The 13306-nt window shown below is 61.3% G+C and carries 8 protein-coding genes; 6 read left to right on the top strand and 2 right to left on the bottom strand.

Going from position 1 to position 13306, the window contains the following annotated elements:
* Nucleotides 1-3 precede the first annotated feature (3 nt).
* The 3 genes from HBR94_RS08355 to speA all read left to right on the top strand — a co-directional run bounded on the left by HBR94_RS08355 (nt 4) and on the right by speA (nt 3204).
* Complete coding sequence (locus HBR94_RS08355) at nt 4-540, top strand: NUDIX hydrolase (protein WP_170044494.1); 537 nt, start codon at nt 4-6, stop codon at nt 538-540.
* 182 nt (nt 541-722) lie between these two features.
* Nucleotides 723-1094 (top strand): translation initiation factor Sui1, encoded by a 372-nt coding sequence (locus HBR94_RS08360; RefSeq protein ID WP_029297635.1) that lies wholly within the window; start codon nt 723-725, stop codon nt 1092-1094.
* Between the two features lie 196 nt (nt 1095-1290).
* The gene (gene speA / locus HBR94_RS08365; RefSeq protein ID WP_029297633.1) at nt 1291-3204 is read left to right on the top strand and encodes an arginine decarboxylase; all 1914 of its coding nucleotides are present in this window, start codon (nt 1291-1293) and stop codon (nt 3202-3204) included.
* A 4-nt stretch (nt 3205-3208) separates the two neighbouring features.
* On the opposite strand, the gene HBR94_RS08370 is transcribed toward speA, so the two are convergent.
* Nucleotides 3209-4702, bottom strand: coding sequence for a M91 family zinc metallopeptidase (locus HBR94_RS08370; protein ID WP_170044495.1), 1494 nt, complete (start codon nt 4700-4702; stop codon nt 3209-3211).
* 117 nt (nt 4703-4819) lie between these two features.
* On the bottom strand, nt 4820-6163 hold the full coding sequence (locus HBR94_RS08375; protein ID WP_170044496.1) for an MATE family efflux transporter: 1344 nt from the start codon (nt 6161-6163) through the stop codon (nt 4820-4822).
* Nucleotides 6164-6379: 216 nt separating this feature from the next.
* Here HBR94_RS08375 and HBR94_RS08380 point away from each other — a divergent pair, with 216 nt between their 5' ends.
* From HBR94_RS08380 to HBR94_RS08390, 3 genes are all read left to right on the top strand, one after another.
* A complete protein-coding gene (locus tag HBR94_RS08380) occupies nt 6380-7228 on the top strand; it encodes an EamA family transporter (RefSeq protein ID WP_170044497.1) in 849 nt (282 codons plus the stop codon).
* Nucleotides 7228-8181 (top strand): LysR substrate-binding domain-containing protein, encoded by a 954-nt coding sequence (locus HBR94_RS08385; protein ID WP_170044498.1) that lies wholly within the window; start codon nt 7228-7230, stop codon nt 8179-8181. Before HBR94_RS08380 ends, HBR94_RS08385 begins: the two co-directional genes overlap by 1 nt.
* A 130-nt stretch (nt 8182-8311) precedes the next feature.
* Nucleotides 8312-13207, top strand: coding sequence for an alpha-2-macroglobulin (locus HBR94_RS08390; RefSeq protein ID WP_170044499.1), 4896 nt, complete (start codon nt 8312-8314; stop codon nt 13205-13207).
* The last annotated feature ends 99 nt before the right edge of the window (nt 13208-13306 follow it).

Below are 13306 nucleotides of genomic sequence, written 5' to 3' on the forward strand. Positions count from 1 at the left end.
GTCATGGTCGATAGCGCCAAGGAGGTCGCGCACCGCGCGGCCTCGGATGCCGAACACATCGCCTGGGTCGACGAGCAGGACAACCTGCTCGGCGCCCTGGTGCGTGCTGACCTGCGTGAGCGCGGGCTGATCGGGCGCGGCACCTACATCATGCTGTTTAACTCAAAGGGTGAACTGTGCGTGCACCGGCGCACCCTGAGCAAAGCCATCTATCCCGGTTATTGGGACCTGGCGGCGGGCGGCATGGTCGGGGCTGGCGAGACCTACGAGCAGTCGGCCGCCCGTGAGCTGGCAGAAGAATTGGGCGTCAGCGGTGTAGAGCTTACCGCCCACGACCACTTCTTTTTCGAGGACACGGGTAATCGGCTCTGGTGCTCGGCGTTTTCGGCGGTCTGGGATGGGCCGCTGCAGTTGCAGCCCGAAGAGGTGCTGGAAGCGCGTTTTATGTCCATTGAGGCAGTCCTGGCCGATATCGAGCAAAAGTCCTATTGCCCCGACTCCCTGGCCGCCTTAAAACGCTATCTGGCGGCGCGTCGCTAAAGTTGCATAAATTGGCGCCATTTGGCTCTTAGCAAGTAGGCTTTTTGCCGTTACACTGCGCGACTTTTCAAGCCGAACTGCCTTGGCGGTTCGGTAGCGCTGCCCCTGCCTGAGTGGGGCTTCGCGGTTGGTGGCCGGTTGACGGGCACTGATCAGTCTTCATCCTCCCAAGAGGATTGCCGGTGGCCAAAAAAGCCGCATCCTTCGCCGCCCTTGGTGGCCTGGTGTTTTCCACCGACGCAGGTCGGCATTGCCCGGACTGTCGCCAGCCCGTGGATGCCTGTACCTGCAAACAGACCCTGATTCCCGAAGGTGACGGTATTGCCCGCGTACGCCGCGAGAGCAAGGGCCGTGGCGGCAAGACGGTGACCACCATCACCGGCGTGCCCCTGGCCGCCGAGCCACTCAAGGAGCTGGCCACCGTGCTGAAAAAGCGCTGTGGCACCGGTGGCGCCCTGAAAGACGGAATCATCGAAATCCAGGGCGATCACGTCGAGTTGCTGTTGGCCGAGTTGATCAAGCTCGGTTACAAGGCGAAGAAATCCGGCGGCTAGCAGCCTCTGTGAAACCCGCACCGACGAGCGCGCTCGTCGTCTCCATGGTTTCACAGAGCCTGTTCCTGACCGGTGTCTAAACTCTGTCCTGCGAGCGGGGTCTACCTCTCTCACAGGCAAATCGTCATTTTCACTCTTTAGACTGCGCCAGCCTCTGACTTGGGTGGCGCTCTTCGACTTTATATAGGGGACTTCGATGTCCGTACGACGCACACGCAAAGACGATGGCAGCCAATGGACAGTTGCGGACAGCCGCAGTGTTTACGGGATTCGCCATTGGGGGGCCGGATATTTCGCGATCAATGATGCCGGTCGCGTTGAAGTCCGTCCGAACGGCCCGAACAGCTCGCCCATCGACTTGTACGAGCAAGTGGACGAGCTGCGCAAAAGCGGCCTGTCCCTGCCGTTGCTGGTGCGCTTCCCGGATATCCTGCAAGACCGCGTGCGCCAGCTGACCGGCGCCTTCGACGCGAACATCGAGCGCCTGGAATACCAGAGCAAATACACCGCGCTGTACCCGATCAAGGTCAACCAGCAGGAAGCGGTGATCGAGAACATCATCGCCACCCAGGACGTGTCCATCGGCCTGGAAGCCGGCTCCAAGCCTGAGCTTCTGGCGGTGCTGGCCCTGGCACCGAAAGGCGGCACCATCGTCTGCAACGGTTACAAGGATCGTGAGTTCATCCGCCTCGCGCTGATGGGGCAGAAGCTGGGTCACAACGTGTTTATCGTGATCGAGAAAGAGTCCGAAGTGGGCCTGGTGATCGAAGAAGCCGCCAACCTCAAGGTCAAGCCACAGGTCGGCCTGCGGGTGCGCCTGTCGTCCCTGGCGTCGAGCAAGTGGGCAGACACCGGTGGCGAGAAGTCCAAGTTCGGCCTGTCGGCGGCGCAGTTGCTGTCGGTGGTCGAGCGCTTCCGCGCCGCCGGCCTGGACCAGGGCATCCGCCTGTTGCACTTCCATATGGGCTCGCAGATCGCCAACCTGGCGGACTACCAGCACGGGTTCAAGGAAGCCATCCGTTACTACGGTGAACTGCGCAACCTTGGCCTGCCGGTGGACCACATCGACGTCGGCGGCGGCCTGGGCGTGGACTACGACGGTACCCACTCGCGCAACGCCAGCTCGATCAACTACGACATGGACGACTACGCCGGCGTGGTGGTGGGCATGCTCAAGGAGTTCTGCGACGCGCAGAACCTGCCGCACCCCAACATCTTCTCCGAAAGCGGCCGCTCCCTGACCGCTCACCACGCCATGCTGGTGGTGCAAGTCACCGACGTCGAGAAACACAACGACGACGTGCCGGTGATCGAGAACAAGGAAAGCCTGCCGGAAACCGTGCAATGGCTGGTTGACCTGCTGGGCCCGACCGACATTGAAATGGTCACCGAAACCTACTGGCGCGCCACCCACTACATGAGCGACGTGGCCGCCCAGTACGCCGACGGCAAACTGACCCTCGCGGAAAAAGCCCTGGCCGAACAGTGCTACTTCGCCGTGTGCCGCCGCCTGCACAACTCGCTCAAGGCCCGCCAGCGCTCGCACCGCCAGGTGCTGGACGAACTCAATGACAAGCTGGCCGACAAGTACATCTGCAACTTCTCGGTATTCCAGAGCCTGCCGGACACCTGGGCCATCGGCCAGGTACTGCCGATTCTGCCGCTGCATCGCCTCGACGAAGAGCCGCTGCGCCGTGCAGTACTGCAAGACCTGACCTGTGACTCCGACGGCAAGATCAAGCAATACGTCGACGAGCAGAGCATCGAGACCAGCTTGCCGGTGCACGGTTTGAACGAAGGCGAAGATTACCTGCTGGGCATCTTCCTGGTGGGCGCCTACCAGGAGATCCTCGGGGACATGCACAACCTGTTCGGTGACACCGACTCGGTGAACATCTACCAGCGCGACGACGGCACGGTCTACAGCGCTGGGATCGAGACCCACGACACCATCGAAGACATGCTGCGCTACGTGCACTTGTCGCCGGAGGAGTTGATGACCCACTACCGTGACAAGTGCGCCAGCGCGAAGATCACGGCGGCGGAGCGTACGCAGTTCCTGGATGCTTTGCGCCTGGGCCTGACCCGCTCCTCGTACCTGTCTTCCTGACTTATCAGATGCGCGGCGCCTCATCCACGTCATAACGGTCGCGCAGCGGAACGCCCATTTCCTCACGGAGGGCGTTTTCCGTGAAGGGATAAGGGTTGACGTTGGTCGCTGGAGTGTTGGGGTTATTGTCAAAGTCGAAAGGCGTGGCATCCGTGGGAATTCCAACCACTTGGTACTCCTCGTTGTTTACGGTTCTCGGCACTCCGCCTCTGAGGAGGGGGGCTCCATTAGCGTCCTTCAGGATTTGTTTGCCAGGTATGCCCGTCCCTGTGGCTCCATTGAACGCGTGAGCGAGTTCATGATGGAGCGTAATCTCCGGGGAGATGGAAAAGGTCTGGTCAAAGTCAGCGGGTTCGAAAACGATTTCGGGCTGGGTCGAAACTGAACCCGGTCTGTTGTCTTTTATATAACCAAACTCAGGGCGGAAAGGGTCTTTCCTGAGTTCAGCGTTTGAGGTGTACTCATTCCTGAATCCGTAGGCGCTAAAGCCTGGGGTGTGCGATTCGGTAAGGACGATAGGCCTATGCCCGTCTTCAACAAATTGATCCATGGCTTCGAGTGCTTTTTGACCCGCTGGTGAGGCTCTTAGTCGGTCTATAACATCTTCCGTCTGTTCTATGAATTGTTCTGTACCTTTTATTACCAAGCCTTTTCTACCGCTCTCGGAATATGTAACAGGGATGATTTTAGAGTTGCCTTGGTTGTTAATTGTGTCGGTAGACTTGGCATAGATCTTATCGTTTTTATCATAAGAGTTAATGGTGTCGGCGCCCTCGCCGCTATAAAAAGTAGTCCGGTAATAACCACTCAGTGTGTCATTGCCCCTTCCCCCGTTTAGTACAACCTTGCCAGGCCCAGCATAAAGATGGTCATCTCCCCTGTCGCCGTTGAGGAATAACACTCTGTTGGAAGGACCAAAGCCTGCGTACAGGTGATCGTTTCCTTTTCCTCCCGATATCGCAGCGTTGCCCGTGCCGGCAGTAATTGTGTCGTCGCCATCACCGCCAGTTACCGCCATATCGCCGGTGCCCAGGCGTATGTGATCGTTTCCTTTTCCACCGATCACGGTCCCCACTCGCCCATTTGAAACAATATCGTCATCACCCTCGCCGCTGTTTATGTGCATTTCGATGTTGACGTACTTGTCGACGGTAATACGGTCATTGCCTCCAGCAGTGTTGATCCTCAGTGAGTGCGCGTTGTTGTTTGCTGTCAGTGGGAGTTTGTAGTCTTTGCCATTGATACGCGCGTTGAGCTGGTGGTTTGCGCCTACGGTAATACTGACGTTGTCAGCCCGGTCGGAGGTGGTAATCAGCACTCTGCTGACACCGGGCACACGCTTGCCTTGAGGGTCTGTTTTATAGGTTGAAATCTGCTGGATCTTGGTGTTTCCATCATCCGCTAAAACGCTGATATGTGGGGTGCCGACCGGTTCCGCCGGTGGAGTGACGCGTGGTGAAAGGGGGGCTGCGGTTGCTGGTGTCGGGAGTATATTCATTCACAGACCTACCTTGGATGAGAGGTGATGTTTGACCTCGAAGGTGTAAATGCTCTGTGGTCTGCTCCCCGAAAACAGCCAAGCTGTTTTGTAACAATCAACAGATAGCCCGCGTTCTCAGGGTTGGCCGAGCCAGCGGTCCTGTTTGTTCAGTCGCCACGCAATCGCCCACAACGTCAGACTGCGCACCGCCATAAACAGCAGGAACGTTATCCACAGCCCGTGGTTACCCAAACCCTGCAGCGCCCAGGCAAGCGGCAGCATAATCAGCACCGTCAGCAGCATGCCATTGCGCATCTCCCGCGCACGGGTCGCGCCGATAAACAAACCGTCCAACAAGTAACTCCACACCGCAATCAACGGCAGTACCGCAAGGTACGGCAGGTAGAGATCGGCGGTTGCGCGCACGCTGGGGATATCGGTCTGCATGGCGATAAACAGGTGCCCGCCGAAGGTAAACAGCAGGGCGAAGCCGAGACTGGCGATCAGCGACCAACCGCAAGCGACCACCAGTGAGCGGCGCAGGGCCTGACGGTCACGGGCGCCGATGGCGTGGCCGCATAGCGCTTCTACCGCGTGGGCCAAACCATCCAGGGCATGGGCGGTCAGCAACAGCCCGTTGAGCAGCAGGGCATTGGCCGCGACGGTGGCATCGCCCAACCGCGCACCTTGCACCGTGATCATGAAAAACACCGACTGCAGCGCCAGGCTGCGGATAAAGATGTCGCGGTTGACCGCCAGCAGCGCGCGCCAGCTTTGCCAGACCTTGAGCGCCGCCCAGGCGATATGCCCAGGGTAGGCGCGCAGGGCTTTTTGCGTGAGGGCCAGGCCGAGCAGGGCGCCGGTCCATTCGGCAATCACCGAGGCCCGCGCCGAGCCGACCACGCCCCAGTCCAGGCCCAGCACAAACCACAGGTTCAGGGCGATATTCACCAGGTTAGTGGTCAACAGAATCGCCAGCGGCGCCCGGGCGTTTTGCGTGCCCAGGAACCAGCCCACCAAGGCATAGGTAGCCAGGGCGGCGGGCAGGCCGAACAGGCGGGTGTGGAAGAACTCGCGGGTCAGTTGATTCAACTCGGCGGAGGGCTGCATCCACTCCAGCGCCAGGTGGCTCAGGGGAATGCCCACCGTGCCGAGCACCATTGCCAACCCCAGTGCCAGCAGCAGACCTTGCAGCAGGATTTGCCGCAGCGCCGCGCCATCATTGCGCCCGGCGGCCTGGGCGGCAAACCCGGTGGTGCCCATGCGCAGAAAGCCCATGGCCCAGGCGAGGAAGGTATACAGGCTGGCCCCTACGGCCACGGCGCCCAATTGGTGGGCGTGGGGCAGGTGGCCGATGACCATGCTGTCCACCAGCGCCACCAGCGGTACCGAAATATTCGACAGAATCATCGGCGCGGCCAGGACCCAGACACGGCGGTGAGTGGGGCGATGACGCCAGTCGGTGAGTAAGGTGGACATGCGGGCTCCTTGGGGGAGCGGCATTGTAACGCTGCCTGGGCAGCATCGCAGACCCAATGTGGGAGCAGGCAAGCCAGCTCCCACAGCAGGTCCCAGCGTTGTGGGTGGCAATGTCGGCATGATGAAGGCTCATGGCTGCGCTGATGAGCTTTCGCTTCTGGCCAGCACGCGAGGCTGAGTTAAATACCCGCCTTCTCCTCAGAACAGCCAAACTCCATGGATAACTCCGATATCGCGATCACCCTGGTCCTGATCTCCGCCTTCATGCACGCCACCTGGAACGCTGTTGTCCGAGCCGGCAGCAGCCGCTTCATGACCCTGGCCCTGGTCGATGGCACAGCATTGCTGATCTGCCTGGCGGCGCTGCCGCTGGTCAATGTGCCGAGCCTGCAAGTCTGGGGTTATGTACTGCTCTCGGTGATATTGAATACGGTCTATCGCCTGTTTCTGATCAAGGCCTATGAGACGGGCGACTTCGGTCAGGTCTACCCGGTGATGCGCGGTGTGCCGCCAGTGCTGGTGGCGTTGTTTTCCTACTTTCTGCTGCATGAGCAACTGTCGTTCCAGGCGATGGCCGGGGTGTTGTTGATTTGCCTGGGGATCATCAGCCTGACATTTGTGCGCAGGATGACCGCGCACATGCTCAAACCAATCCTGATGGCGGTGGGCGCTGGAGTGTTTATTGCGTCCTACACAGTGGTGGACGCCAAGGGTGTGAGAGCCAGTGAAACGGTGCTGCAATACATTATTTACCTGACGGTGTTCCAGAGCATTCCTATCCCGCTGCTGGCGTTTTGCAAGGAGCGTGCGGCACTTGTCCAAACCATTGGCAGTCATTGGCGAGTGGGTGTCTTGGGGGGTGTTTTTTACCTGGCATCCTACGGCCTGGTGTTGTTCGCGCTGTCGCTGGACGCGGTGGCCAAGGTCTCAGCGCTGCGGGAAACCAGTGTTATTATCGGCGCCATTATTGCCGCGCTGTTCTTTCATGAACGGTTCGGCTGGCGACGGATGCTCTCGGCGTGCGTCATTGTTTGCGGGATCATCCTGATCAAAGTGAGCACTTGATGGCTCAGCGTTCTCCACCCACTGCGATGCTTCAGGCTTTTGTCAGCGCCGCGCAAACGGGCAGTTTCGCGCGTGCGGCATCTGAGCTTAACCTCACCGCCAGTGCCATCAGCCATCAAATTGCGGGCCTGGAAGAGTGGTGGGGCGTGCAGTTGTTTGAGCGGCACTCACGTGGCGTCAAGCTGACGTCGGCAGGGCAGGCCTTGTTGCCGGTCACTGATGGGTTTTTCAAAGGGCTGGAGGCGGCGTTGCAGGTTCTCAATCCGCGCGAAGCCCAACCGTTGTACCTCTCGTGCACCTCTTCACTCTGTTCGACCTGGCTGATTCCCAGAGTGCATGGCTCGCATACTGACGCCTCGTTCAATCTCGACCTGGTGCTGACCAGCGCAGATATGAGCCCTGCCAGCCTGGGTGCTCATCAATTTGATGTCGCAGTGGTCATAGGGGGCGGGGACTATCCGGAGCATCATGTCGAGTTGCTGATGCGCGATGCGGTGTTTCCCGTATGTTCGCCGGCGTTTTATCGCGAGCATGGCGATATTGCGCCGAAGGATATCGCCCGGTACCCATTGATTCACCGGGCGGATGATCAGATCTGTCCGGGGTGGGAGAGTTGGTTTGCGTTCCAGGGGGTGGCGGCGCCCCCGTATCACCCTGGGCCTCGGTTTCCGGATTCGAGCCTGGCTATAAGCCTTGCGGTCAAGGGGGGTGGGATCGCACTGGGCAGGACGGCTTTGGTATATGACCAGTTGGAAGAGGGGGGATTGGTTGCCTTGAGCAGCCCGGTGATGATGTCGCCGGCGGCGTACTACATTATTTGCCGCAAGGGTCGACAGTCCGAGCCGGCCATCGCTCGGTTGATTGATTGGCTCAAGCTCAGCGCGGGTGAGTTTTTGCGGGAGGTTGGGGCGAGGCATCCGCAAATAGCGGGCGCTGGAGCATTTCAGAGGTAGGGTTTGACCTGACTTGGTCTGTACACAGAACCAAATCGCCCTCCGTCGGTCAATGTGATCGCCACCATCACCCGCTTCACTGGCGCTGATATATAGTTCACCCCTCAGACACCCTCACAACGAGTGCCCTATGCTTAACAAAGGATTGTTCCTGGCCTGCACGCTGGCCCTGCTGAGCGCCTGCGATTCTTCCGACAAACCAGCAGCCCCAGCAGCCCCTGCGGCAGCGGTGACGGCGCCGGCCAAGGCCGCGGTAGACGTGGCGACGCTCAAGCAGCGTTATGCCGGCCGTGAGTTAAGCGTGGTGGACGTGTCTGAGGTGCAACTGGATGGCGCCAGCACCTTGTCGGTGAGTTTCTCGATCCCGCTGGACCCGGACCAGAAGTTCGCCGACAAGCTGCACCTGGTGGACAGCAAATCCGGCAAGGTCGACGGTGCCTGGGAGCTTTCCGACAACCTGATGGAGCTGCGCCTGCGTCACCTGGAGCCCCAGCGCAAACTGGTGCTGACCGTGGACGCCGGCCTGCGTGGGGTGAATGACGCCAAGCTCGCCGCCGAGTACGTCAGCCGCCTGGAAACCCGCGACCTGCAAGCCACCGTCGGCTTCGCCAGCCGTGGCACCCTGTTGCCCACCCGTCTGGCCGAAGGTTTGCCGGTGATCGCGCTGAATGTCGACAAGATCGACGTCGAATTCTTCCGCATCAAGCCCGAATCGCTACCGGCGTTTCTCGCCCAGTGGGGCCGCAATACCAGCCTGCAAAGCTATGAGTCCCGTGAACTGCTGCCCATGGCCGACCTGGTGTACGGCGGCCGTTTCGACCTGAATCCTGCGCGCAACACCCGTGAAACCCTGCTGCTGCCCATCGCCGGCCTCAAGCAACTGCAACAGCCGGGCGTGTACCTGGCGGTGATGCGCGCCTCGGGCACTTACAACTATTCGCAACCGGCCACGCTGTTCACCCTCAGTGATATCGGCCTGTCGGTGCACCGTTACGCCAACCGCCTGGATGTGTTTACCCAGGCGCTGGAAGGCGGCAAGGCACTCGATGGCGTCGAGCTGGAAATCCTCGATGCCGAAGGCCGCGTGTTGGGCCAGGGCAAGACCGAGAAGGGCGGCCACGCCGAACTGCCATTGCCGAAAAAGGCCCAGGTACTGCTGGCCAAGCAGGGCGAGCAAACCAGCCTGTTGCGCCTCGACAGCGCAGCGCTGGACCTGGCCGAGTTCGATATCGGCGGCCAGCCCGCGCACCCGCTGCAATTCTTTGTGTTCGGCCCGCGTGATCTGTACCGCCCTGGCGAAACCGTGCTGCTCAACGCCCTGCTGCGCGACAAGGACGGCAATGCCGTCAAGCCGCAGCCCGTGAGTGTCGAAGTGCGCCGCCCGGATGAGCAGGTCAGCCGCAAATTCGTATGGGACGCCGATGCCTCTGGCCTCTATCAATACCAGTTGCAGTTGGCCGGCGAAGCGCCGACCGGGCGCTGGCAGCTGGTGTTCGACCTGGGTGACGGTAAGCCGCAGCTGTATGAGTTCCTCGTCGAGGACTTCCTGCCTGAGCGCCTGGCCCTGGAACTCAAGGGCAGCGACACGCCGTTGAGCCCGGCGGACAACGCCGTTATCCAGGTCAACGGCCGCTACCTCTATGGCGCCCCGGCGGCGGGCAATCGCCTGAGCGGGCAAGTGTATGTGCGCCCGCTGCGCGAGGCGGTCAAAGCCCTGCCGGGCTACGAGTTTGGCTCGGTAACGGAAGAAGAGCTGAGCCAGGATTTTGAACTGGACGAAAGCGTGCTCGATGCCCAGGGCCAGGAAAAGCTGACCCTGGAAAGCAAATGGAGCGAGGCCAGGTCGCCGCTGCAACTGATCGTGCAGGCCAGCCTGCAAGAATCCGGCGGGCGCCCGATCACCCGCCGCCTGGTACAGCCGGTATGGCCGGCCGAGCAACTGCCCGGCCTGCGCGGCTTGTTCGATGGCAAGGAGACCGATGGCGATGGCCCGGCGGAATTCGAAGTACTGCTGGCCAACCAGCAAGGTGACAAGCTGGCGGCGGACAACCTCAAGGTCCGCCTGATCCGCGAGCGCCGCGACTACTACTGGAACTACTCGGACAACGACGGCTGGAGCTATCACTACAACGAGAAATTCCTCAACCTCGATGAGCAGACCGTCAACATCAAGGCCGGCGATACGGCCAAGGTCAGCTTCCAGGTGGAGTGGGGCCCTTACCGCGTCGAAGTCGAAGACCCACAGACCGGGTTGATCAGCAGCAAGCGCTTCTGGGCTGGCTACCAGGCTCAGGACAACACCGAAGGCGGCGCCGTGCGCCCGGACCAGGTCAAGCTGGCGCTGGACAAACCGGCATATGGCGATGGCGATACGGCCAACGTCACCGTCACCCCGCCGGCAGCCGGCAAGGGCTACCTGCTGGTCGAATCCAGTGAAGGCCCGTTGTGGTGGCAGGAAATCGAGGTGCCGGCCGAAGGCAAGAGCTTTGCAGTGAAGCTCGATCCGAAATGGTCGCGTCATGATCTGTATGTCAGCGCGTTGGTGATCCGTCCCGGCGAGCGCAAAGCCAACATCACCCCCAAACGCGCCGTGGGCTTGCTGCACCTGCCGTTGGATCGTACCCAGCGCAAACTGGGCCTGACCCTGACTGCACCGGAAAAAATGCGCCCCAAGCAGCCACTGACGGTCAAGGTCGCGGCAAAAAATGCCGATGGCAGCGTGCCGAAACAGGTGCATGTGCTGGTGGCGGCGGTGGACGTGGGCATCCTCAATATCACCGAGTACCCGACCCCGGATCCTTACTCCAGCCTGTTCGGCCGCAAGGCGTATGGCGTGGATCAGTTCGATATCTATGGGCAGTTGATCGAAGCCGGCCAGGGCCGCCTGGCCAGCCTGGCCTTTGGTGGTGACGCGGCGCTGGCCAAGGGCGGTAAGCGCCCGGACACCAGCGTCACCATCGTCGCCCTGCAAAGCGCGCCGGTGACCCTGAACGAGAAAGGCGAGGGCGAAGTCAGCGTCAATATCCCCGACTTCAACGGCGAGCTGCGCCTGATGGCCCAGGCCTGGAGCGATGACCGCTACGGCATGGCCGAAGCCAAGACCGTGATCGCCGCGCCCTTGATTGCCGAGCTGTCGGCCCCACGCTTCCTCGCTGGCGGCGACCAGACGCGCCTGGCGTTGGACCTGTCCAACCTGTCGGGCAAGGCGCAGAAGCTCGATGTGCAACTGACCGCCGAAGGTCAACTGACCCTGCTGGGCGAGCCATCGCAAAGCGTGCAACTGACCCAGGGCCAGCGCACCACCTTGCAGATTCCAGTGCGTGCGCTGGGCGGTTTTGGCCAGGGCAAGATCAAGGTTACGGTCAACGGCCTGGACCTGCCGGGCGAGAACCTGCCGGCGTTTACCCGCGAATGGACATTGGGTGTGCGCCCGGCTTATCCGGCGCTGCTCAAGCAATACCGCGCAGTGCTCAAGGACGAAGCCTGGAGCCTGCCGGACAGCGAACTGGCCCTGTTTGAACCGGCCGGGCGTGAGGCGCTGTTGAGCCTGTCGAGCCGCCCGCCGTTGAACCTGGGCGAGCAGATTCGTGCGCTCAAGGCCTACCCGTATGGCTGCCTGGAGCAAACCGCCAGCGGCCTGTACCCGTCGCTGTACGCCGACGCCGCCGTGCTGACGCGCCTGGGGTTGACCGGCGAGCCGGATGCCGAGCGCAAACGCAAGATCGAACTGGGCATCGAGCGCCTGCTGGGCATGCAGCGCTACAACGGCAGCTTTGGTTTGTGGGGCGCCGATGGCGAGGAAGAATACTGGCTGACGGCGTACGTCACCGACTTCCTGCTGCGCGCCCGCGACCAGGGTTTTGCCGTACCGCCTGAAGCGCTGAAAAAGGCCAGCGAACGCCTGCTGCGCTATGTGCAGGAACGCAATCTGATTGAAGTCGACTACAGCGACAACGCCGACCACACGCGCTTTGCCGTGCAGGCCTACGCCGGGCTGGTGCTGGCGCGCAGTCAACAGGCGCCGCTGGGCGCATTGCGCAGCTTGTTCGAACGCCGCAGCGATGCGCGTTCCGGCCTGCCCCTGGTGCAGTTGGCGATTGCCTTGCAGAAAATGGGCGACCAGCCGCGCGCCGACCAGGCATTGCTTGCCGGTTTGGCGGTCAAGCGCAAAGCCAATGAATGGCTGGCCGACTACGGCAGCCCACTGCGTGATCAGGCGATGATCCTGGCCTTGCTGGAAGAAAACGACCTGGCCAAGGGCAAGCGTGAAGAGCGCCTGTTCGAGCTGTCGGACCAGATGGCGGCCAGCCCATGGCTGTCGACCCAGGAGCGCAACTCGCTGTTCCTCGCCGGCCGTGGCCTGCTGGGCAAACCGGAAACCAATTGGACGGCGCAGTTGAGCAGCGGCGGCGAAACCCGCGAGCTGAACAACGGCCAGTCCGGCCTGAAGTTGGAAGGCCCGTTGCTGGCTTCACCGCTGACCCTGCGCAACCCGGGCAGCGAGCCGATTTACCAGCAACTGAGCATCTCCGGTTATCCACAGCACGCGCCGGTAGCGGGTAGCGAAAACCTGAGTATTCGTCGTGAGTACCTGGGGATGAACGGCCAGCCGCTGAACCTGCAAAACCTGCGCAGCGGCGACCTGGTGCTGGTGCACATTGCGGTCAGCGCCAACAAGCAACGGGTGCCGGATGCACTGGTGGTCGACCTGCTACCAGCTGGCCTGGAGCTGGAGAACCAGAACCTGGGCCAAAGCGCCGCCAGCCTGGAAAACGCCAGCAGTCAGGTCAAGGAATGGCGCGAGTCGATGCAGAATGCGTCGATCAAGCATCAGGAATACCGCGATGATCGCTATGTGGCCGCGCTGAACCTGGACGGCTACGGCACCACGCACCTGCTGTACCTGGCCCGCGCTGTCACGCCTGGGACTTATCGCGTACCGCCGCCGCAAGTGGAGTCGATGTACCGGCCGAACTGGCAGGCAGTGGGGGATACCCCAGTGGATATGGTGATCAAGGGGCGTTAAGCGCCTCCTGTAGGAACTGGTGCTGCCTTTAATGTGGGAGCTTGCCCGCGATAGCGGTTTTTCAGCCGATGTATTCGGCGACTGACACACCGCTATCGC

The sequence above is a fragment of the Pseudomonas sp. WS 5412 genome (genome assembly GCF_012985615.1).
Classification (GTDB): domain Bacteria; phylum Pseudomonadota; class Gammaproteobacteria; order Pseudomonadales; family Pseudomonadaceae; genus Aquipseudomonas; species Aquipseudomonas shahriarae.

Coding starts and splice junctions, on each gene's coding strand:
- HBR94_RS08355 (WP_170044494.1), top strand. CDS start 4: ATGGTCGATAGCGCCAAGGAGGTCGCGCACCGCGCGGCCTCGGATGCC.
- speA (WP_029297633.1), top strand. CDS start 1,291: ATGTCCGTACGACGCACACGCAAAGACGATGGCAGCCAATGGACAGTT.
- HBR94_RS08370 (WP_170044495.1), bottom strand. CDS start 4,702: ATGAATATACTCCCGACACCAGCAACCGCAGCCCCCCTTTCACCACGC.
- HBR94_RS08375 (WP_170044496.1), bottom strand. CDS start 6,163: ATGTCCACCTTACTCACCGACTGGCGTCATCGCCCCACTCACCGCCGT.
- HBR94_RS08380 (WP_170044497.1), top strand. CDS start 6,380: ATGGATAACTCCGATATCGCGATCACCCTGGTCCTGATCTCCGCCTTC.
- HBR94_RS08385 (WP_170044498.1), top strand. CDS start 7,228: ATGGCTCAGCGTTCTCCACCCACTGCGATGCTTCAGGCTTTTGTCAGC.
- HBR94_RS08390 (WP_170044499.1), top strand. CDS start 8,312: ATGCTTAACAAAGGATTGTTCCTGGCCTGCACGCTGGCCCTGCTGAGC.